The sequence below is a fragment of the Erythrobacter sp. SCSIO 43205 genome, from assembly GCF_019904235.1.
GTDB lineage: Bacteria > Pseudomonadota > Alphaproteobacteria > Sphingomonadales > Sphingomonadaceae > Erythrobacter.
Window position 1 is genome coordinate 269,794 of the sequence record NZ_CP063202.1, and the last position, 19,597, is coordinate 289,390.

Below are 19,597 nucleotides of genomic sequence, written 5' to 3' on the forward strand. Positions count from 1 at the left end.
GGTGAAGGTCAGGGTCAAGGTCTACCGCCGCTCCCTAAAGAACCCCCGCAGCAATTCGGCCGCCTCTTCCTCACCCATTCCCGAATAAACTTCGGGCGCGTGCATACACTGCTCTTGCTCGAACACGCGTGCACCGTGCTCGACGCCGCCACCTTTTGCATCGCTTGCGCCATAGTAGAGCCTCGCAATTCTTGCATGGGCAATCGCGCCGGCGCACATGGCGCAAGGCTCCAGCGTTACATAGAGATCACATCCCGTCAGCCGGTCATCACCCAGCTTTTCAGCCGCCATGCGAATCGCGCGCATTTCGGCATGTCCGGTGGGATCAGGGGGAGAGCGGGTCGCATTGGCAGCGATAGCCACGATCTCTCCGCCTTTGACGATAACAGCGCCCACGGGCACTTCGCCCGCATTCGCGGCCTCTCGTGCGGCATCCAGAGCGGTCTGCATAGGTTGAGGGATGGGCCAGCTGGTCATTGTGCGCCCAAGCGCTAACTGCCAACCTCTAACGAATCAATTGACGATTCGCCCAGAGGGAGTTATGCGGCGCGCTTTCCGGGATAACCTTGCAACCAAGGGCCGCCTCAATGGCGCTACTCCCGTCACTTGAAACGAGACGAGATTTATCATGTCGCGCATTTGCGAACTCACTGGCAAGGGCCGCCAGGTTGGCAACAATGTCAGCCACGCCAACAACAAAACCAAGCGCGTTTTTCTGCCTAACCTGCAGAACGTGACTTTGATGAGCGAAAAGCTTGAGCGCAGCTTCAAGTTCCGCGTGTCGACCCATGGTCTTCGCTCGGTTGAGCACAATGGCGGCCTCGACAACTGGCTGCTTAAAACCAAAGACGAAAAGCTTTCTGCCCGCGCGCAGAAGGTGAAGCGTGAGCTTAAGAAGGCTGCCAAAGCCGCTTAACTTGCGCTCCGGCGTTTAAGAGATTTGAAGGCGCAGCGCGATTGGCGTTTGCGCCTTTTTCTCGTTCAGGACGTTATTGGTTCTCCTTTCGCTTCGCTACTTGAGAACGGGCGTATAGGTCAGCTTCGCCACGAGGGTCCGCTGCATCGCGGCAACATTGTCGTCTGAAATAATCCAGACTGACATTGTCCCGTCGCCCTGTTCGCGCACCGCCATCCCTTCGTAATTTTCGGGCGGAAGCACTCCTTCGAAACCGAACAGCACTTTGGGCGCGATTGGCTCACGCGAACCCACCAGAGGCGCATTCATAATCGCAAGTTTGCCCGCGAACGGTGGATAGCTCGACCAATCAAGATCACGCATCAGCATCAGCACCCGGCCATCGGGTAGCTGCGCCAGATCAGTCACCGCGAACCCTGGCACCGGGTTTTGAAAGGGCACAACCAACGGATCACGCCCTTCGACCGGATCACCGTCAAAGATCAGCGCTTCATCGTGCCCCTCTGGCAGCATGAGGAAACGCCCATCATCAAGACGCACCATCGCTTCGAGCCCGGCATTGGCGTACCAATCCTCCACGAGGGTATCGAAGATGCGATAGTCCTCTGGCTCAGTGCGATAGGAGAAGCGGTGGATCGCATGAGTGTTCTCATACCCGACCCAATAATCCCCCTTTGCGGCCGGATCACGCGTCACCGATTCGATGTCCCAGAGGCGGGGATAAAGCGCGGGGTCATTATAGGGCAGCCCTGCAATACGCCGCGTCTCAGGCGTTTCATCAACGCGGTCAGGCTCGGTGAAGGTGAACAGGAAGCCGCGATCTGAAAAGGCGCGCAGGCGCCCGCCACCGATTGCCAGAAGCCCTGAAAACCCTCCAAATCTTAAAGAGGGCTCGGTTGAGTAATGCCACACACCCTCGACCCGCCAGCCGGGCACGCCCGTGTCCCCGGCGCCCGCCACTTGAGCAAGCTCAATGCTTTGAGGGTCTTGTTTAACGACTGGCGTTCGAAGCCAGGTGCCAGGCGCAACCATGGCGGCAAGCGCCAGCGCCGCAGTCACCCGGACTGCTCTAGACATTCTAGTTCATTGGCCCTGCAAGAAGGATCGGGTCAAACCGCGCATCGTGCCATTTAAGGCCCCAGTGTAGATGCGGGCCAGTGGCGCGCCCCGTTGCGCCAATATCACCGATATGCTGGCCCTGACGCACTCTATCGCCCTCTTTCACATGGATGCGGTGGCAATGCAGAAAGGCGCTGTTCAAACCATTGCCATGGTCAATCATCAAAAGCCCGCCTTCAAGGCTAAACCCCGTGCGCGCAAGGATCACCACACCATCGGCAGGGGCCACGAAAGGGGTGCCTGTAGGTTTTGCAATGTCGATGCCCGAGTGAAAGCTCCCCGGTTCGCCGCGATAAATACGCTGACGACCAAAGCGACCGGAAATGCGGCCCTCGACTGGCCAGATAAAATCCTGTTTCCATCCTTGCGCATCGGTTTTCTTCGCGCGCGCGGCAACAATGGCGTTATATTCCGGCTCGCGCTGACGCCAATAGGCTTCCGGGTTGCGAAGCGTGCGCTTAGCCACGTTGACCCGCTCGATTTGCCAATCGCGCGGTGAAATGGAGAGCGTTTCGCTCACGCTCTTGCCACTTTCCAATGTCGCAGTGAGGATCATGGTTGAGGGGCTGTCGCGGTCGAAGGCTGCGAAGAAAGTGCCATCTTCAGCAACGTCGATCGCCTGATCGCCAATGGTAACCGCCACCGCGCCGTCGGGCACCAGACCGCGAATAAAGCCGCCTTGAGTAAGCTCGCCAGAATAGGAAAAGCGGGTGTTTTGTGCGGGCGCTGGAAGGGTCTTCTGGGACGCGGTTTCGGCAGAAGATTGCGCATCTTGAGGCGCGGGCTCTTCGATGCAATCTGTCACAAGTTCAGGCGTTGCCGCCTCCGATTGGGCGCAGGCCACCAGCCCAAAGAATGCGAGCGCCAAAAGGGGATAGATGCACTTCATAAGGTGCGCCCCTTAGTCCTGGCCAAGCAGGCGGCGTGTCGCAATCTCAGGGCTTGCATAGGCCTCTTGATGCTCGGCGCTCCAATAGGCGAGCTCTTCCAGAGGGATAATCGCGCCAGAAACAGCGCAGATGACATGGTGACCCGGCTTCAGCACGCGGAAGCTGGAGGGGCCGTAGTGGAGTTGGGCGGTCTTTTCACCGGAGGACATAAGCATGGGACAAGCCTATAGCATGACGCGCTAGCCGAATAAATCGTCTTGCGCCGGGGGTGGTATGGTTCGTTTAGGCTTACGCTTGGGCGAAGGAGCAGCGGGTGGGGGCGCATCGCCCACACCCACAGCCAGCTCGCCATCTTTGAACTTGAGCGTCAACGCGTTGTATTTGGCCGCCTCATCGCGCGCGGTCACGACGCTTCCATCGCTTCCGCGCACTAAAGCAAACCCACGTTCAAGCGGTTTTTCGGGGTGCAATTGCTCCATCAAGCGGGAAAGCGCATCGAGCCGCCGTTGACGCTCAGCGATTGGGCGCTCGACAAGGGAAGGGTTCAGTCGCACCCGCTCCAAACGATCACGTCGTCCGTCTAGCGCCTGTGTGAGCAATCGCGGACTAAGCCGCGCTTTCCACTCTGCCAATTGCTCGCGTCCGCGCCCTGCCCGGTCCTGAAGGCCGCGTCGCAGGCGTTCGGATAGGTCGTCGAGCCGCTGGGCTTGCGGTTGGAGCAGCGCCTCGATCCGTGGCATCCGCCTGACGCGGGCCTCCAACCGTTCGCGCCCAAGCTCGACAGGGCGATAGACAGCGCGCCGCCCCCGCGTCGCGAAGTCCGCCACTGTAGCTTGCAAATCCACCCGCACCGGCACCGCCATCTCCGCAGCAGCGGTTGGCGTTGGCGCGCGGCGGTCGGCGGCATAGTCGGCCAAGGTCGTATCGGTTTCGTGGCCCACGGCAGAGATTACCGGGATCGAGCACTCCGCAATCGCGCGAACCACAATCTCTTCATTGAAGGACCAAAGATCCTCAATCGAACCACCTCCGCGCGCAACGATCACCACATCGGGCCGCGCAATCGGTCCGCCCGGAGCAATCTCGGAAAAGCCGCGAATTGCCCCGGCCACTTGCTCAGCCGCACCCTGCCCCTGAACCAGCACAGGCCACACCAGCACGTGGCTGGGAAAGCGATCGGCAAGGCGGTGGAGAATATCGCGGATGACGCTGCCCGTCGGCGATGTCACAACCCCGATGGTGCGCGGCAGGAAAGGCAGGCGGCGCTTTCTTTCGCGGGCAAAAAGCCCCTCCGCCTCAAGCCGTGCGCGGGTCTTCGCCAGCAGCGCGAGCAATGCGCCCTCGCCCGCGATTTCAAGGCTGTCCATCACGATCTGATATTTGGAGCGCCCCGGATATGTCGTGAGCTTGCCCGTGGCGATCACTTCCAGCCCGTCTTCGGGCACAAACGCCAGCCGCCCTGCGTTGCCACGCCACATAACGCCGTCGAGCACAGCCTGATCATCTTTCAGTGCGCAATACATATGCCCGGAGGCCGCGCGTTTGACGCCTGAAAGTTCGCCGCGAAGCCGGACATAACCGAAACGATCCTCAACTGTGCGCTTCAAGCTTTGCGAAATCTCGCTGATAGTCAGCGGTTCGGCATTGTCGCCTTGGCGGCTGCGCGCTAGCAGACCGGAACTGTCAGAAGATGAAGAGGGGCTGCGAGCCATGAATATCCTGTTGATCGGGTCGGGTGGCCGTGAACATGGTCTAGCTTGGAAGCTGGCGCAATCCTTGTCCACCAAGAAGCTTTACGCGGCACCTGGAAATCCGGGCATTGCCGAAGAGGCGCAAGTGGTCGCCCTGGATGTGAGCGATCACACAGCTGTTGTCGAATTCTGCAAGACCAACGCGATCGACCTTGTCGTCATTGGCCCGGAAGCCCCACTGGTCGATGGGCTTGCCGATAGCCTCGAATGGGCCGGAGTGCCCGCATTCGGCCCATCTGCCAAGGCTGCGCAATTGGAGGGGTCAAAGGGCTTTACCAAGGATTTGTGCGCGCGGGCCAATATCCCCACCGGTGGCTATGTACGGACACACTCGCTTAGTGAGGCGACCGAGGCTCTGACGAAATTCTCAGCGCCTTACGTGCTCAAGGCCGATGGGCTAGCCGCTGGCAAAGGCGTGGTGATCGCCGCAAACTTGGAAGAGGCCGAAGCAGCGCTTGCCGATATGTTCGATGGCGCGTTTGGAGATGCAGGCGCGCAGGTTGTGATTGAGGAATTCCTTGAGGGCGAAGAGGCGAGCTTTTTCGCTATCACCGATGGGACGCACGTCCTGCCCTTTGGCACCGCGCAGGACCACAAACAGGTGGGCGAAGGCGATGTTGGCCTCAACACTGGCGGGATGGGCGCTTATTCCCCTGCACCAGTCTTGACCGAGGAACTGCAACAGCGCGTTCTGGACGAAATTATTCAGCCCACGGTCGACTCTATGCGCGCAGAAGGCACACCTTATTCCGGCGTGCTTTACGCAGGGCTTATGCTGACCGCGAGCGGGCCTCAGCTGATTGAATACAATTGCCGGTTTGGCGACCCGGAATGTCAGGTGCTCATGACGCGGTTCGAAGGCGACCTTGCTGCGCTGATGCTCGCGTGTGCCAAGGGTGAGCTTGCAGGCCAAAAGGCCAATTTCGCTCCCGAAACCGCGCTTACCGTAGTGATGTGCGCCAATGGCTATCCCGGCACGCCCGAAAAGGGCGGACGCGTTGATCTGGGCGATGCAGAGGCGAACGGGGCCAAGGTTTTCCACGCAGGGACAACGATGAAAGACGGCCAGCTTGTTGCCAACGGAGGCCGCGTCCTGAATGTGACCGCAAGCGGGGCAAATGTGACCGAGGCAAAGGCGGCGGCTTATGAAGCAGTGGCAAAGGTGGACTTTCCAAGCGGCTTTTACCGCAGCGACATTGGCTGGAAAGAAGTGGCGCGCGAAGGCTCTTGAGCGAAATTTGATTTAGATCAACGACGATTGCACCTCCCCTGTGTAGGAAAGAACAATGACCCAACGCTCTCTCTTGCTCACTCCTGTTGCCGTTGGCTTCACGCTGGCGCTTTCGGCCTGCGTGACAACGCGGCCGACCGCTCCAGCGCAGCCGCCTGCTTTCGTCGAAGCGGCGTGTGGGGGATGCCATTCGGTCGAGCCGCCTTTCCTCTCGCCCACTGCGGCCGTGCCGAGCTTTGAATCGATTGCCAACCGCCCCGGCGTGACGCGCGCGACTATCCAGGCCTGGCTCAGAAACGCGCACAATTACCCGGAGCAAATGGACTTTGACCTCACCCAAGAGAAGGTGGAAGAGGTCGCAGACTATATGATCACTCTGCGGCGGAGCGATTACGTGCCTGTGGAGTGATTGTTTAAGCTGAGCCGTCATCCCGGCGAATGCCGGAACGACGAGAGCAGTTTTCCTACTTTGCCAGTGCGAGCTAGTTCGGCTCAATGCCGTTTCCAGCCCCATCGAGCGCGCTCGCCCATCAATCGGAAAAGCCGATTAAAGCGCCGCAAATTGATCGATCCGATTTTCCGCTCTTGAACAGTGTCTCAAACGGATAGTTTCGCCCGGCAATTGCGAGGCTTAGAGGCTTTTCTCCATAAGTGCCTGCATATCTGCCTCAGGCCGGGGGCCGTAATGCGAGATTACCTCCGCTGCAGCAATCGCGCCGCGTTTAAGGCACGTCTCAAGCTTCTCTTCATGCACAAAGCCGGCAAGGAAACCTGCGGCGAATTGGTCGCCTGCCCCGGTTGTATCGACCACCTTGGCAACAGGGGCCGCAGCCACAACCGCACGCTCGCCATAGGCGCTTGCAACCGCCCCTTTGGCACTGCGGGTGGCGACAAGGACAGGCACATCAGCAGCGACCTGATCAAAGCCGGTGTCGAAGTCCTCTTCACCCGTGAGCGTTGCAAGCTCGCTTTCGTTGACGAAGAGGATGTCGATCATCCCTTCCTTGATCATTGCGCGAAAATCATCGCCGTGGCGGTCGATGACAAAGCTTTCCGAGGCGGTGAAAGCGACTTTACGACCAGCGTCGCGGGCCACCTGAATTGCGCGGCGCATGGCGCGGCGTGGCTCTTCCGGGTCCCAGAGATAGCCTTCGAGATAAAGGATGCTTGCGCTTGCGATCAGCTCCTCGCTGAGCGCGGCGGCGGGCAGAAATTGACCGGCGCCAAGGTCTGTGTTCATCGTGCGCTCTCCATCAGGGGTCACGAAGATAAGGCAGCGGCCCGTTGGTGGATTGTCGGGTGTCCCGTCGGACGGGCGCGCAGGGGTGTCAAAGTCGATGCCAGTTGCGCGCATATCGTGGGCAAAGACTTTGCCGAACTGATCATCAGCAACCTGTCCGATGAAAGCGCATTGGATGTCGAGCGCGGCAAGCCCGGCCAAAGTGTTTGCCGCCGAACCGCCCGATTTCTCAGTCGCGGGGCCCATCGCTTCATACAAACGATCAGCGCCCGCCGGATCGACCAGGGTCATGCCGCCACGGTTAAGGCCAAGCTCTTCAATATCCTCATCTTCGCAAGAGGCGATAATATCGACGATAGCATTGCCGATTGCGACAACATCGTAGCGGGGGTCGGTGGTGGGCAAGGTGTGTATCCTGTCTGGCGTGAGAAGGTAGAGTATGTCTTGGCAAACCGCCTAGCCCGATGCGCTGGCGAGGCCAAGTGCTTTAGGCCTTGTTGGCAAACAGGATGAACCGGCAAGGTTTGACTTCAATGGCTCAGATACGCACAGGGACGACATGAATCCAGTTTTGACAGCCTTGAGGAAGGGGTTTGCGCAGCTTGGCGACAGGGTTGTGGCGCGGCTTTTACTCAAGACTGCGCTTATCACGCTGATCGTCTTTCTTGTGCTTGGAGCGCTTGCATATCTTGGCCTGACGGCTGCCTTCGCGGCGAATGGTCTTGAGGGCGCGGGCCTTGCTGGCGCGGTTGCGGCAGTGCTTCTAACTGGCCTCGCGTTCTGGTTCCTGTTCCGCGTGGTGGCATTGGCCGTATTGCAATTCTTTGCTGACGAAGTGGTGCTGGCGGTGGAGACGCGGCACTATCCAGAAGCCGCAAAAACAGCGCGCAAATTGCCGTTCCGACGCGATTTTGCCAATTCGCTCAAAGGAGCAGGCCGCGCGCTTTTATACAATGCGCTTGCCGCGCCAATTGCGCTTGTGCTGATCTTCACAGCGGTCGGGCCTGCGATTGTGTTTCTTGTCGTCAATGCGGTGCTCTTGGGGCGCGAGCTTACCGATATGGCTTGGGTGAGGCATTGTGGCGAGCATCCTGAAGCCAACCCGGTGCCCAAGGTACAGCGCTTAATGCTTGGCGCAGTTATCGCCGCAATTATGCTCGTGCCCATTGCCAATTTTCTGGGTGCTATCCTAGGAGCAGCGGCAGGCACTCACTTGGTGCATGGGGCAAGAGAACGGAAAGGATAAGAGCGTCTTGTGATGCGGAAAGGCTTGAGCGTCATTGCCCTTTGTGCGGCCTTCGTCTCGGCTTGTTCGCCGAACGCAGCCCCACGCTCGGCTTCTGCGGGAGCAGCAGCGTCCGCAGGCGGCTTTCGAACACCCGTGGTCCAAAACGAGCGCGGGCTTGAAAGCATAATCGGCAAAGGCGCAAACGCCCTGACACAGCGTTTCGGTTCTGCGCGCATTGACCTTTCCGAAGGCGATGCGCGCAAGCTTCAATTTTCCTCAAACGAATGTGTTCTCGACATCTTCCTTTACCCCTTGCGCGGCAATGAAGCGCCCGTTGCGACCCATGTCGAGGCGCGCCAGCGTGTGGGAGGCGCCGGGGCGGACCGGGCGCGCTGTATCGCTGACATCGAACAGGGTCGAAATGGCGGTTAAATCATCGTGGTAACCCCACCTTAAGCACATTGTGCGAATGCTGCCCCCTGTATCAAAGGGGTAACACCACAATGACGACGCATTTTACCGCGCTTGCCAAGGCTGCTGCTGCCGATGGCAAGGTCAGTTCTGAGGAAGTCCTCGCGCTTCGCCAGCAAGGCTGGGGCGATGGGATCATCGTTCGTGAAGAGGCCGAAGCCTTGTTTGCGCTGAACAATGCGCTTGATGAGCGCGAGCAGGAATGGTGCGACTTTTTTGTCGAGGCGATTGGCGAATATGTGCTCAACGGCACCGAGCCCAAACGCCAATGCAGCGAAGCGGAAGCCCGCTGGCTGATCGCGCAGATTGATCATGACGGCGTGATGGAAAGCTTCGTCGAGTTGGAGACTTTGGTCCGCATTATCGAGCGCGCTGAAAATGTGCCGAGCCTTTTGAAAGACTATGTCATTGAGCAGGTCGAGAAAGAAGTTCTTACCGGAACCGGGCCCACCCGCTGTGGAGGGGAGCTGAGCGATGCGCATATCACTGAGGCGGAGGCGAAAATCCTGCGCCGCGTAATCTTTGCAAGCGGTGGATATGGGCCAGCAGCCGTCAGCCGGTTCGAGGCTGAAATGCTCTTCCGCCTGAAAGACGCGACTTTGGCTGAGGCAAATGCAGCCGAGTGGGACGAAGTGTTCCTTGATGGGGTAAGCAATTACCTCAAGGGCTTTGCTCTACAAAACGCGCAGCTTGAGCATGGGCGCGCAAAAGAGCTTGAGGCGTTTGTCGCTGATAATCAGGCCAATGTCGGGCGGTTTTTCGGCAGAATGGTCCGCGAAGTTCCGCAAGCAGCAAACCATTTTGGCAAGGTGTTCGGCAAAAAACAGCCCAGTGCCCCAAGCTATGAAGAGCAGGCCGCAGCAGGCGAAGCGATCACCGACCACGAGCAGCAATGGCTTGATGCCATGATTGAGGCCGACGGCGAGGTTGACGATCTTGAGCGCCGATTGCTTGCGCGGATTATCGAAGAGGGCTGAACCACCGCTGGGCCTTTTGGGGGCCCGCGCAAGAATTCAAACCATAAAGCTTTCGCCGCAGCCACACGCGCCCTTGGCGTTGGGGTTTTCGAAAGTGAAACCGGCGGTGAAATCGTCTTCGACCCAGTCCATGGTCGAACCCACGAGGTAAAGGACACTCGCCCCGTCGATGTAGAAAGTGCCGCCAGGCGTTTCGATCTTCTCATCAAACTTGGCTTCTTCGGTGACGTAATCAACCGAATAGGCAAGGCCCGAACACCCCCTGCGCGGTGTCGACAGCTTTACGCCAATCGCATCTTCAGGGGCTTGGCTCATCAAATGCGCAATGCGCGCCTCAGCACCTTTTGTAAGGGTCACTGCCGCTGGCATCTTGCGTGTTCTCGCAGTCGTTTCAGCCATCACAACATCCCCAATTCAAGCCGCGCTTCATCTGACATCTTTTCCGGGCTCCATGGCGGATCCCAGACCAATTCGACCTCTGCATCGCGAATCCCCGGTACTGAGGACGCGCGCAATTCAACCTCGCCCGGCATCGTCTCGGCAACCGGACAATGCGGCGTGGTCAGCGTCATCGTGATGGTCGCATCGCACTCATCATCAACCTCAACCCCGTAAATCAGGCCAAGATCATAGATGTTGACCGGAATTTCCGGGTCATAAATCTCTTTGAGCGCGTCGATAACGGCTTGCTGCAAATCGCCACCGGCGCCGGTCGCGGTTTCGGCAGGTTTCTGGTGAAGAAAACCTTCCAGATAATCGCGCGTGCGCGGTGCTTCGGCGCCCGTTTCGGTGGTCGCTTCATCGGGATCGATAGCGTCCTCCACCCTTGCGCGGGGCGGCTTTGTGGGAGCGTCGTTTGGCGTGGTCATATCTATATGCCTTTTCCAAAGATCTTACGGGTGCGGGCGATGCCGTCGAGAAGCGCGGTCACGTCTTCTTGCGTCGAATAAAGCCCGAAACTTGCGCGCGCGGTTGCTGGCACGCCGAGATAATCCATCAAGGGCTGGGCGCAATGGTGCCCGGCGCGAATGGCGACGTTTGCCTCATCGAGAATAGTGCCGAGGTCATGCGGGTGAATGTCATCGATGGTGAAGCTGACAATGCCCGCGCTATTGGCTGGACCATAAACGGTCACATCATTCATCGCCGTAAGCTCGCGGCGCAAACGCTCGACAAGCTTGGCTTCGGCTTCGTGCATTGCCCCAAGCCCGACCTCTGACACGTAATCGACCGCCGCGGCAAATGTGATCGCCTCGGTTATGGCAGGAGTGCCCGCTTCAAACCGCTGTACCCCTGAGCCGTAGGTCGTGCCTTCAAAAGTAACGCGGTCGATCATTGCGCCGCCGCCTTCCCATGCAGGCATATCGGCAAGGATGTCCGCACGCGCCCACAGCGCTCCAATACCCGTGGGGCCATAGAGTTTGTGGGCGGAGAAAACGTAGAAATCGCAAGTCAGAGCCGCCACATCGACGGGCATATGCGCCACCGCCTGACAGCCATCGAGGAGCAGCTTTGCGCCAACCTTATGCGCCATATCGGCTGCGCGCTTGGCGTCGAGAACGCTGCCCAGAACGTTGGAAACGTGCGCCAAAGCAACGATCTTGTGCTGTTCGGTCAACATCGCTTCGGCAGCGTCCAGATCAATCTGGTGATCATCGGTCAGCGGCACCACATCGATATCCGCGCCCACTTCCTGCGCCAACATTTGCCACGGCACGATATTGGAGTGGTGCTCCAACTGAGAGAGCAAAATCCGGTCACCCGCCTTGAGATTGGCCCGCCCCCAGGTCTTCGCCACGAGATTGATCGCCTCGGTCGCCCCGCGCGTGAAAACCAACTCGTCTTCCTTGCCGCCGATCAGAGCGGCAACCCGCCGACGCGCAGCTTCATAGGCCATCGTCATATCGGCGGAGCGCGAATAGACACCGCGGTGAACGGTTGCGTAATCCTCACCTAGCGCACGCGTCATCGCCTCGATCACGGCCCGCGGCTTTTGCGCGGTCGCAGCGGTGTCGAGATAATGCCAAGGCTTACCTTCGACAGTGACAAGACCGGGAAAATCAGCGCGCAAATCGCGGTTTAGGGCTGTGGGAGCATTCACAGCGCCGAACTTTCCAGCGCGGTGAGCGCTTTTTCGAGCAGCTTTTCGCGGGCTCCCTCATCGTCGAGCTCTACAAAGGCATCGCCGATAAACGCCTGTACCAAAAGCCGTTGCGCTTGCTCAGGAGAGAGGCCCCGCGCAGCCATGTAAAAGCGCGCCGCTTCATCCAATTGGCCAACGGTTGCACCGTGAGCGCACTTCACATCATCTGCGAAGATTTCGAGTTGCGGTACGGCGTTTGCGCTCGCGCCTGCCTCGAGAAGCAAGCCTTTGAAATCTTGCGCAGCGTCGGTTTTCTGCGCGTGGCGAGCGACCTTGATCTCGCCAAGGAAATTGCCCGTTGCCTGCCCCCAATGAACCGCGCGAACGGTTTGGTTTGATGTCGCATTGGGCTCAGCGTGCACAGTTTGCGTCACAAATTCGCGCACCGCATCGCCGCCGCCAATTGTGACCCCGCCAAATTCGAAATGCGCAGCCTTGCCAAGCGTCACTTCGATCTCAAGCCGGGTGTAATCGGAGCCCGCGCTGGTCGCGAAGACTTCCGCCCGCGCGCCGTCGCCCACCGTCAGGCGGAGGCGGGTGACTTCTGGCGCGTCGCCGCCGACAGTCAGGCAGATACGCTTCGTCTCACCGCTGGCGACCGCGACGTCCTGCCAGTCGGCAAGCGCATCTGCGCCAAGCTTCGCGACCGCATCAATATCGGCGTAGCGCCACGCTTCGTCGCGGCGAGTAGGGAGGGTTGCGGCCTCGCTCACGCCGCGACCTCTGCCATCACCGCGTCATAGCCTTCATCTTCAAGGCGAAGCGCCAAGTCTGGCCCGCCGGTTTTCACGATGCGTCCACCCGCGAGGATGCTAACCCGGTCTGGTTTCACCACGTCAAGCAGGCGTTGGTAGTGGGTGATAAGGAGCACGCCTTTATCGGGTGCGCGCATGATCGAATTGATGCCTTCACCCACAATGCGCAGCGCGTCGATGTCGAGGCCGCTGTCGGTTTCATCAAGCACGGCGAATTTCGGGTTGAGAATGCCCATCTGAACCATCTCAGCGCGCTTCTTCTCGCCACCGGAGAAGCCGACATTCACTTGCCGCTTGAGCATTTCCATGTCCATTTTGAGAAGGCCCGCCTTCTCTTTGGCAAGTTTCAGGAACTCGCCGCCCGAAAGAGGCTCTTCTCCGCGGAACTTGCGCTGGGCGTTCAGAGCTTCGCGCAGGAATTGGACGTTGGAGACGCCGGGGATTTCAACCGGGTATTGGAAGCCAAGGAACAGGCCCGTTGCCGCGCGCTCATGCGGGTCGAGGTCGAACAGGTTACGCTGCGCAAACTCGACCGATCCGCTTGTCACCTCATATCCGGGCTTACCGCCAAGGACATTGGCGAGCGTCGATTTGCCCGCGCCATTGGGGCCCATGATGGCGTGAACTTCGCCTGCTGCGACTTCGAGGGAAAGGCCTTTAAGGATCGGTTTTGGGTCGTCCTCGCCAACAGTGGCGTGAAGGTCGGTGATCTTAAGCATTGCGGTCAAATTTCCTGCGGTTAGGGCGCGAATAGTCTTGGTTGGGGTTGGCCTCGCGGTGGGCGCGGGCGGCCTCTTTCTTGTCGCCGATACGCATTCGCATTCCAGCGGTGATGCGCTGGAGCACGGCGTCCATGTCATCGAGAATGTCGGTGGCCTTGATCCGCATCACGCGAATGCCGACAGCCTCAAGGCTCTTATCCCGGCGTTTGGCGAGGGTCTCGTCCTGATCCTCTTCATCGATCATGATCGCCATGCCGAGGTTGTGGCAGTTGAAGTCGACAATGGCCGAGCCGACGACGGCAAAGCGCTTGAAAGTGTAGCGGCCGAGATCGGCGTCTGCGAACTTTTTGGCGAGCGCCTTGTTCGCAGGCGAAGCAAAGCGCCGCATTTCGCGCGCACGGTTGTGCAGCTCGTCGAGGCGCTTCTCGGAAATCTTCCACCCGCGGCCCTTTTTGTTGAGGGCGGGTGCTTCATCAGAGGGCTCGCGCAGGCCTAGGGTTTTGCGGTCTGTCATTGCCGAATTCCTTTGTTTCCAGTGGACTCGAACAACGCGTGGTTTAGTAGGACAATGTAAGCCTGATCTCGCAATATGCCCGAGGCGCAACCGATGACGGCTGCTTCGCCACATTTGGGGCAAATGGCCGTCCATCGCTTAACCCGATTCGATGTTTCAGGACTGACCCATTCGTCTTTCCACTGCGTGACTGATTTTGCGCTGAAAGCAGCACAACAGCTTGCACATTCAGCGCGTTTGCTTTGCTCAATCTCTGCACGATTGCCCGTCATGTGAGGACGAGCCTCAGCTATGAATTCATTCCTTGAGAGCTGCTTCACCCCACACTCCCCTCAAGCGAGATCGCCAGCAGCTTTTGCGCTTCCACGGCAAACTCCATCGGCAGCTCTTTCAGAACATCTTTGGCAAAGCCGTTGACGATCAGCGCCACGGCCTCTTCTTCGTCAAGCCCGCGCTGCATGGCATAGAAGAGCTGCTCATCGGAGATTTTGGAGGTGGTCGCCTCATGCTCAATCTGAGCGCCGGGGTTCTTGACCTCGATATAGGGCACGGTGTGCGCGCCGCATTCATCGCCCAGCAGCAGGCTGTCGCACTGGGTGAAGTTGCGCACGCCTTCCGCCTTTGGCCCCACGCGAACAAGGCCGCGATAGGTGTTGTTTGATTTGCCAGCGCTGATCCCCTTGGAGATGATGGTCGAGCGCGAGCCCTTGCCATTGTGGATCATCTTGGTGCCGGTGTCGGCCTGCTGGTAATTGTTGGTGACCGCGACCGAGTAGAACTCGCCCACGCTGTCTTCGCCATTGAGGACGCAAGACGGGTACTTCCACGTCACAGCGGAGCCAGTTTCAACCTGCGTCCAGCTGATCTTGGAGCGGTCGCCTTGGCAAAGCCCGCGCTTGGTCACGAAATTGTAGATGCCGCCCTTGCCTTCGGCATCGCCGGGATACCAGTTCTGGACGGTCGAATATTTGATCTCTGCATCTTCCATCGCGACCAGTTCAACTACGGCGGCGTGCAGCTGGTTTTCATCGCGCATGGGGGCGGTGCAGCCTTCAAGATAGGAGACGTAGGAGCCCTTTTCCGCGACGATCAAAGTGCGCTCGAACTGGCCGGTGTTTTCGGCATTGATGCGGAAATAGGTGGAGAGCTCCATCGGGCAGCGCACGCCTTCGGGAATGTAAACGAAGGTGCCATCGGAGAATACGGCTGAGTTGAGGCAGGCAAAGTAATTGTCGCGCGTGGGCACCACGCGGCCCAGCCACTTTTTAACAAGCTCAGGGTATTCCTTGATCGCCTCTGAGATGGAGAGGAAGATCACGCCCGCTTTTTTCAGTTCCTCGCGGAAAGTGGTCGCAACGCTGACGCTGTCAAACACCGCATCCACCGCGACTTTGCGCGCGCCTTCGACCCCGGCGAGCACCTCTTGCTCTGCCACGGGAATGCCCAGCTTGTCGTAAACCGCCTTGATCTCGGGATCGAGGTCATCGAGCGATTCAAGCTTCGGCTTCTTCTTGGGCGCGGCGTAGTAATAGGCGTCCTGATAGTCGATTTTGGGATAGCCAACCTTGGCCCAATCGGGTTCTTCCATTTCCTGCCACAGGCGGAAAGCTTTGAGCCGCCAATCGAGCATCCATTCAGGCTCACCCTTTTTGGCGGAGATGAAACGGACGGTGTCCTCGTTCAGCCCTTTTTCGGCGAACTCGGTTTCAATGTCCGAGGACCAGCCATGCTCATACTCAGCCGCAGCCGCTGCTGCGTCTTTCGCATCCTGGTCCATTTCTGGCCTGTCTAATTGGACGTCTTGGTCGACGTTATCGGTCATACCGTAAGCTCTTTTTGTGGGATCGTTTGAGAGGGTTGGTTTGCTGGTTTTTGGCGCAGGTCAGCGAGAGAAATCTCTGCCAACGCGCCACGCAGCTTGGAATTGATGAGCGGCCAGTGCGGCTTCATATTACAGCCCGCGTCGTAATCACACTCGCCATGGTCGATGCAGGACGTGAGCGCAATCGGGCCCTCCACCGCCTCTACAATATCGGCAACCGTGATCGCAGCCGCCGGACGGCCCAATTGAAGCCCACCGTTCACGCCGCGCACCGAGCGCAAAAGATGCGCCTTTGTCAGTTTGGAAACAAGCCGCTGCACCGTGGGTACGGGGAGGCCAGTTTCATGCGCCAGTTCGGCCGCACTCACCCGCCCGTCCCCGCAATGGGTCGACGCTTGCACCATGGTTATAATGGCATAGTCGGTGAGATTCGAAAGGCGCATCGGAGCGTAAAAATGCCTTGTTGCGAGTGGTTCTTAAATCGGACTGATTGAGTCGGATTTGAAATACGCACAAACTGGTCCGATTTCAAGGCCCCTTCCGGTTCGAGCCTGTCTCGTTCAGCGCACGCGCCCTTTGCTTGAAGGCAGAAAAAAAGGACGGCCCAGCATTTGTGGAGCCGCCCTTTAAAGTCGAGGAACTCTTTGCACTGCTGCGTTGAGCCCTTCGGGTCGCATCAGTTTGATAGCCATCGGAACCCTTTGTGAATTGTATTGAAGCGACAAGCTGCGTTTCTTTGCATTTTTCTTGGCGACCGCCCGTCGCATTGCTTTTTGCGGATGCCTTTTGGGTGCTTCTGCTTGGGCAGGCCGGGATGGTTTGGCCTCGACATCTGTCACTTTTTGGGGCTTAGCGCGAAAGCCATGCTCAACCCGTTCAAGCTCTTCGATCTCGCCCGCCCTGCCATTTTCGCGCTCGACCCTGAAAAGGGTCACAGGCTCGCGATAAATGCCCTCAAGACGGTGCCCGTTGCCGCGTCTCGTGCCAATGATGCAACCAACTCCATGCTGCAGACCGAAGTCGCTGGCCTAACCTTCCCCAACCCGGTCGGTGTGGCTGCGGGATTTGACAAGGATGCAGAGGTGCCTGACGCGCTGCTTGCGCTGGGCTTTGGTTTTACAGAAGTGGGTTCGATCACCCCCCGACCGCAAGCGGGCAATCCGAAACCGCGCCTGTTCCGGCTGACCGAGGATCAAGCCGTTATCAATCGGATGGGGTTCAACAATGCGGGCGCTGAGGTTGCGCTTGAACGCCTTAAGGCGAGAAAAGCGCGCGGCGGGATTGTCGGTATCAATATTGGGGCCAATAAGGATTCCGAAGACCGCATCGCAGATTACGCCCATATGGCCCGCGCGATGACGCCATATGCAAGCTATCTTGCGGTCAATGTGTCGAGCCCCAATACGCCGGGACTTCGTGCGCTTCAGGACGAAGGGGCGTTGTCCGCGCTGATCGATGGCGTGATTGCAGCGCGCGCTGAGGCTGCGGGCGAACATGTGCCTCCGGTTTTCCTGAAGGTCGCGCCCGATCTTGAGCCTCAGGATGTAGACGCGATTTCGCGCATTGCCATCGACAAGGGGTTGGGCGCGCTGATCGTCTCCAACACCACGATTTCGCGCGATGGACTGACCTCGCGCCATGCGGGCGAAGTGGGCGGCCTTTCAGGAGAGCCATTGCGCGCGCTTGCGCTTCAACGTTTGCGCGATTTTCGCAAAAGCACTGGCGGCGAAATCGCATTGGTCGGCGTTGGAGGGATTTCCACCGCTCAGCACGCGTGGGACCGGATCAAAGCGGGCGCGAGCCTTGTCCAGCTCTATTCCGCAATGGTTTATCACGGGCCCACCTTGGGCGAGCAAATCGCACAGGGCCTAGTCGAGATTATGAAGCGCGAAGGCGTGACGAGCATTGCAGAGGCGGTGGGAAGCGAATAACTCTTGTGCCCATGTTCAAACCCCTGATCGCACTTTCGCCGCTCGCGCTCTTTATTTCAGCTTGCGTAGATGCCCCAACAACCGTCACCAGCACCCCTGACCCGGTCGCGGCGAACAGTGAGGGTGCGGTAAGCAGCGCTGACCCGCGCGCCACCGCTGCTGGCGAGGCGATCCTTGCGAAAGGCGGCTCTGCCACCGATGCGGCGATTGCGGTCATGCTGGCGCTTACCGTGGTTGAGCCGCAAAGTTCCGGCATTGGCGGGGGCGGATTTATGGTGCGTGCCGGCGGGGAAGGCGGCGAGGACGGCGTGACTACGCTTGATGGCCGCGAAACCGCGCCAATCGCTGCAACGGGCACGCGGTTTCTTGATGAAGAAGGCGACCGCTTGCCGCGCGAACTTCGCGTCACTTCTGGCCTTAGTGTCGGTGTGCCCGGCAACCTTGCGCTGGCGGCGAAGGCGCATGAGAAATACGGCAACTTGCCTTGGGCTCAATTGTTTGAACCTGCGATAGCTTTGGCGCGCGATGGTTTCGTGGTGAACCGCCGGCTGCACGCAAGTTTGAGCGGTCGCAAGGAGCACGCAGGTAAAACCGAAGCTGCGCGCGCAATATTCTTCGGCGCTGATGGCGAGGCGTTGCCGGTTGGTGCAAAGGTGAAGGTGCCAGAACTCGCCGAAACGCTGGAGCGCATTGCCGCGGACGGGGTCGGCGTTTTCTATGAAGATAGCGCTGAGGAATTTGCAGCCTATGTCGCGGGCGAGACCCCGCAAGATGGTTTGATGACCGCAGGCGACGTAATGGAATATCAGGCCAAAGAGCGTGAGCCGGCTTGCGTTCGTTACCGCGTCTATAAAGTCTGCGGCATGGGCCCGCCTTCGTCTGGCGGTGTTGCGGTCGGGCAAATGCTGGGCCAGCTTGAACGCTTTGATCTGGCCGCGATGGGCCCGCAGAGCGTGCAATTCTGGCACCTGTTCCTTGAATCGCAGCGCGTCGCCTATGCTGACCGTGAGTTATACATTGGCGATGAAGATTTTGTCGAAGTGCCTGTCGATGGGCTTCTTGATCGCAGCTACATCGCAAGCCGCAGTGCGCTTATCGACCCTGATAAAGCGTTGGAAGAAGCGCTTCCCGGCACACCTCCCGGTGCACCTTTAGCGCGTGCAGACGGTGATGAGCCAGTTGAAAATGGCACCACCCATTTCGCTGTGGTCGATGCCAATGGAAATGCGGTTAGCTACACTTCCACCATCGAAGGGGCATGGGGCTCTGGCCTGCATTGGGGCGGTTTTTACCTGAACAACGAACTCACCGATTTCAGTATGACGCCCGAGGTTGACGGCAAGCCCGTCGCGAACCGTGTCCAAGGCGGCAAACGCCCGCGTTCCTCCATGGCACCGACCATTGTGTTCGATGAAAAGGGTGAAGTGGTCCTTGTGATCGGTGCAGCTGGCGGACCTACTATCCCGGTACAGGTCGCTCGCTCGATCATCGGCGTACTCGATTTCGGCATGAGCGCTGAGGACGCGCTGAACCTTCCGCTGATCATGGCCTTTGGACAGGTCGTGATCACCGAAGAGGGCAGTGTTGTCGCCGATTTGGTGGATGAATTAAAGCAGCGCGGTCATGAGCAGATACGGGTCATCGCCCCGCGCGGCAAAACAAACGCACTGCGCCGGATCGACGGAGGCTGGGAAGCAGCTGGTGATCCACGCATCGCTCCGCTCTTGTCATATGAGCCCGACCAGGAGCCAGCCTCTGAAAGCGCGGTCAACGCGCCTTAACACACAAGCGAAACGGTGCCGGGTGGCTTGCCGCTACGTCAATCTTCCCCTATTTTGAGCGCATAAAGACACAATAAGCGCCCGATCAAGAGGCGCATATGAGGAG

22 protein-coding genes are annotated in these 19,597 nt (G+C 58.9%); 8 read left to right on the plus strand and 14 right to left on the minus strand.

Annotated elements, in window-relative coordinates:
• Positions 1–21: 21 nt before the first annotated feature.
• Positions 22–477, minus strand: coding sequence for a nucleoside deaminase (locus INR77_RS01360; protein WP_223072173.1), 456 nt, complete (start codon positions 475–477; stop codon positions 22–24).
• Between the two features lie 151 nt (positions 478–628).
• On the opposite strand from INR77_RS01360, the gene rpmB reads away from it, so the two are divergent.
• On the plus strand, positions 629–916 hold the full coding sequence (rpmB, locus tag INR77_RS01365; protein ID WP_223072174.1) for a 50S ribosomal protein L28: 288 nt from the start codon (positions 629–631) through the stop codon (positions 914–916).
• Between the two features lie 96 nt (positions 917–1,012).
• Here rpmB and INR77_RS01370 read toward each other — a convergent pair whose 3' ends face one another.
• From INR77_RS01370 to xseA, 4 genes are read right to left on the minus strand one after another with little or no spacing between them, the layout of a single operon-like run.
• Positions 1,013–1,993: an esterase-like activity of phytase family protein gene (locus tag INR77_RS01370; protein ID WP_223072175.1), complete on the minus strand. Its 981-nt coding sequence runs from the start codon at positions 1,991–1,993 to the stop codon at positions 1,013–1,015.
• 1 nt (position 1,994) lies between these two features.
• On the minus strand, positions 1,995–2,924 hold the full coding sequence (locus INR77_RS01375; protein WP_223072176.1) for a M23 family metallopeptidase: 930 nt from the start codon (positions 2,922–2,924) through the stop codon (positions 1,995–1,997).
• 12 nt (positions 2,925–2,936) lie between these two features.
• Entirely contained in the window at positions 2,937–3,140 is a 204-nt protein-coding gene (locus INR77_RS01380) for a DUF2093 domain-containing protein (RefSeq protein ID WP_223072177.1), read from the minus strand.
• 24 nt (positions 3,141–3,164) lie between these two features.
• Positions 3,165–4,637 carry an exodeoxyribonuclease VII large subunit gene (gene xseA / locus INR77_RS01385; RefSeq protein WP_223072178.1) on the minus strand — a complete coding sequence of 491 codons (1,473 nt, stop codon included), beginning with the start codon at positions 4,635–4,637 and terminating at the stop codon, positions 3,165–3,167.
• On the opposite strand from xseA, the gene purD reads away from it, so the two are divergent.
• Positions 4,636–5,907 (plus strand): phosphoribosylamine--glycine ligase, encoded by a 1,272-nt coding sequence (gene purD, locus INR77_RS01390; protein WP_223072179.1) that lies wholly within the window; start codon positions 4,636–4,638, stop codon positions 5,905–5,907. The genes xseA and purD overlap by 2 nt on opposite strands.
• 55 nt (positions 5,908–5,962) lie before the next feature.
• Positions 5,963–6,316 (plus strand): hypothetical protein, encoded by a 354-nt coding sequence (locus INR77_RS01395; protein WP_223072180.1) that lies wholly within the window; start codon positions 5,963–5,965, stop codon positions 6,314–6,316.
• Between the two features lie 222 nt (positions 6,317–6,538).
• Here INR77_RS01395 and INR77_RS01400 read toward each other — a convergent pair whose 3' ends face one another.
• Complete coding sequence (locus INR77_RS01400) at positions 6,539–7,552, minus strand: adenosine kinase (protein ID WP_223072181.1); 1,014 nt, start codon at positions 7,550–7,552, stop codon at positions 6,539–6,541.
• Positions 7,553–7,706: 154 nt separating this feature from the next.
• On the opposite strand from INR77_RS01400, the gene INR77_RS01405 reads away from it, so the two are divergent.
• From INR77_RS01405 to INR77_RS01415, 3 genes are all read left to right on the plus strand, one after another.
• Positions 7,707–8,393 (plus strand): EI24 domain-containing protein, encoded by a 687-nt coding sequence (locus INR77_RS01405; RefSeq protein WP_223072182.1) that lies wholly within the window; start codon positions 7,707–7,709, stop codon positions 8,391–8,393.
• 12 nt (positions 8,394–8,405) lie between these two features.
• On the plus strand, positions 8,406–8,807 hold the full coding sequence (locus INR77_RS01410; RefSeq protein ID WP_223072183.1) for a hypothetical protein: 402 nt from the start codon (positions 8,406–8,408) through the stop codon (positions 8,805–8,807).
• 71 nt (positions 8,808–8,878) lie between these two features.
• The gene (locus INR77_RS01415; protein ID WP_223072184.1) at positions 8,879–9,823 is read left to right on the plus strand and encodes a hypothetical protein; all 945 of its coding nucleotides are present in this window, start codon (positions 8,879–8,881) and stop codon (positions 9,821–9,823) included.
• A gap of 36 nt (positions 9,824–9,859) precedes the next feature.
• Here INR77_RS01415 and INR77_RS01420 read toward each other — a convergent pair whose 3' ends face one another.
• The 8 genes from INR77_RS01420 to INR77_RS01455 form a co-directional block, all read right to left on the minus strand.
• On the minus strand, positions 9,860–10,222 hold the full coding sequence (locus INR77_RS01420) for an iron-sulfur cluster assembly accessory protein (RefSeq protein WP_223072185.1): 363 nt from the start codon (positions 10,220–10,222) through the stop codon (positions 9,860–9,862).
• The gene (locus INR77_RS01425; protein WP_223072186.1) at positions 10,222–10,692 is read right to left on the minus strand and encodes an SUF system Fe-S cluster assembly protein; all 471 of its coding nucleotides are present in this window, start codon (positions 10,690–10,692) and stop codon (positions 10,222–10,224) included. The genes INR77_RS01420 and INR77_RS01425 overlap by 1 nt, the downstream gene beginning before the upstream one ends.
• A gap of 2 nt (positions 10,693–10,694) precedes the next feature.
• Positions 10,695–11,924: an aminotransferase class V-fold PLP-dependent enzyme gene (locus tag INR77_RS01430; protein ID WP_223072187.1), complete on the minus strand. Its 1,230-nt coding sequence runs from the start codon at positions 11,922–11,924 to the stop codon at positions 10,695–10,697.
• Positions 11,921–12,679: a SufD family Fe-S cluster assembly protein gene (locus INR77_RS01435; RefSeq protein WP_223072188.1), complete on the minus strand. Its 759-nt coding sequence runs from the start codon at positions 12,677–12,679 to the stop codon at positions 11,921–11,923. Before INR77_RS01435 ends, INR77_RS01430 begins: the two co-directional genes overlap by 4 nt.
• Entirely contained in the window at positions 12,676–13,440 is a 765-nt protein-coding gene (sufC, locus tag INR77_RS01440) for a Fe-S cluster assembly ATPase SufC (protein WP_223072189.1), read from the minus strand. Before sufC ends, INR77_RS01435 begins: the two co-directional genes overlap by 4 nt.
• A complete protein-coding gene (locus INR77_RS01445; RefSeq protein ID WP_223072190.1) occupies positions 13,433–13,957 on the minus strand; it encodes an endonuclease domain-containing protein in 525 nt (174 codons plus the stop codon). Before INR77_RS01445 ends, sufC begins: the two co-directional genes overlap by 8 nt.
• 316 nt (positions 13,958–14,273) lie before the next feature.
• Positions 14,274–15,779 carry a Fe-S cluster assembly protein SufB gene (sufB, locus tag INR77_RS01450; protein WP_223072191.1) on the minus strand — a complete coding sequence of 502 codons (1,506 nt, stop codon included), beginning with the start codon at positions 15,777–15,779 and terminating at the stop codon, positions 14,274–14,276.
• The gene (locus tag INR77_RS01455; RefSeq protein WP_223072192.1) at positions 15,776–16,222 is read right to left on the minus strand and encodes an SUF system Fe-S cluster assembly regulator; all 447 of its coding nucleotides are present in this window, start codon (positions 16,220–16,222) and stop codon (positions 15,776–15,778) included. The genes sufB and INR77_RS01455 overlap by 4 nt, the downstream gene beginning before the upstream one ends.
• Positions 16,223–16,642: 420 nt before the next feature.
• Here INR77_RS01455 and INR77_RS01460 point away from each other — a divergent pair, with 420 nt between their 5' ends.
• Both INR77_RS01460 and ggt read left to right on the plus strand, forming a co-directional pair.
• On the plus strand, positions 16,643–17,710 hold the full coding sequence (locus tag INR77_RS01460; protein WP_223073348.1) for a quinone-dependent dihydroorotate dehydrogenase: 1,068 nt from the start codon (positions 16,643–16,645) through the stop codon (positions 17,708–17,710).
• Between the two features lie 11 nt (positions 17,711–17,721).
• A complete protein-coding gene (gene ggt / locus INR77_RS01465) occupies positions 17,722–19,491 on the plus strand; it encodes a gamma-glutamyltransferase (RefSeq protein ID WP_223072193.1) in 1,770 nt (589 codons plus the stop codon).
• The last annotated feature ends 106 nt before the right edge of the window (positions 19,492–19,597 follow it).

Bases quoted from the DNA above. Each gene is read 5' to 3' on its own strand.
- INR77_RS01455 (WP_223072192.1), bottom strand. From the start codon at position 16,222: ATGCGCCTTTCGAATCTCACCGACTATGCCATTATAACCATGGTGCAA.
- INR77_RS01375 (WP_223072176.1), bottom strand. From the start codon at position 2,924: ATGAAGTGCATCTATCCCCTTTTGGCGCTCGCATTCTTTGGGCTGGTG.
- INR77_RS01425 (WP_223072186.1), bottom strand. From the start codon at position 10,692: ATGACCACGCCAAACGACGCTCCCACAAAGCCGCCCCGCGCAAGGGTG.
- INR77_RS01410 (WP_223072183.1), top strand. From the start codon at position 8,406: ATGCGGAAAGGCTTGAGCGTCATTGCCCTTTGTGCGGCCTTCGTCTCG.
- INR77_RS01380 (WP_223072177.1), bottom strand. From the start codon at position 3,140: ATGCTTATGTCCTCCGGTGAAAAGACCGCCCAACTCCACTACGGCCCC.
- INR77_RS01395 (WP_223072180.1), top strand. From the start codon at position 5,963: ATGACCCAACGCTCTCTCTTGCTCACTCCTGTTGCCGTTGGCTTCACG.
- INR77_RS01370 (WP_223072175.1), bottom strand. From the start codon at position 1,993: ATGTCTAGAGCAGTCCGGGTGACTGCGGCGCTGGCGCTTGCCGCCATG.
- INR77_RS01415 (WP_223072184.1), top strand. From the start codon at position 8,879: ATGACGACGCATTTTACCGCGCTTGCCAAGGCTGCTGCTGCCGATGGC.
- rpmB (WP_223072174.1), top strand. From the start codon at position 629: ATGTCGCGCATTTGCGAACTCACTGGCAAGGGCCGCCAGGTTGGCAAC.
- INR77_RS01405 (WP_223072182.1), top strand. From the start codon at position 7,707: ATGAATCCAGTTTTGACAGCCTTGAGGAAGGGGTTTGCGCAGCTTGGC.
- INR77_RS01360 (WP_223072173.1), bottom strand. From the start codon at position 477: ATGACCAGCTGGCCCATCCCTCAACCTATGCAGACCGCTCTGGATGCC.
- ggt (WP_223072193.1), top strand. From the start codon at position 17,722: ATGTTCAAACCCCTGATCGCACTTTCGCCGCTCGCGCTCTTTATTTCA.
- sufB (WP_223072191.1), bottom strand. From the start codon at position 15,779: ATGACCGATAACGTCGACCAAGACGTCCAATTAGACAGGCCAGAAATG.
- INR77_RS01460 (WP_223073348.1), top strand. From the start codon at position 16,643: ATGCTCAACCCGTTCAAGCTCTTCGATCTCGCCCGCCCTGCCATTTTC.
- xseA (WP_223072178.1), bottom strand. From the start codon at position 4,637: ATGGCTCGCAGCCCCTCTTCATCTTCTGACAGTTCCGGTCTGCTAGCG.
- INR77_RS01420 (WP_223072185.1), bottom strand. From the start codon at position 10,222: ATGGCTGAAACGACTGCGAGAACACGCAAGATGCCAGCGGCAGTGACC.
- purD (WP_223072179.1), top strand. From the start codon at position 4,636: ATGAATATCCTGTTGATCGGGTCGGGTGGCCGTGAACATGGTCTAGCT.
- sufC (WP_223072189.1), bottom strand. From the start codon at position 13,440: ATGCTTAAGATCACCGACCTTCACGCCACTGTTGGCGAGGACGACCCA.
- INR77_RS01445 (WP_223072190.1), bottom strand. From the start codon at position 13,957: ATGACAGACCGCAAAACCCTAGGCCTGCGCGAGCCCTCTGATGAAGCA.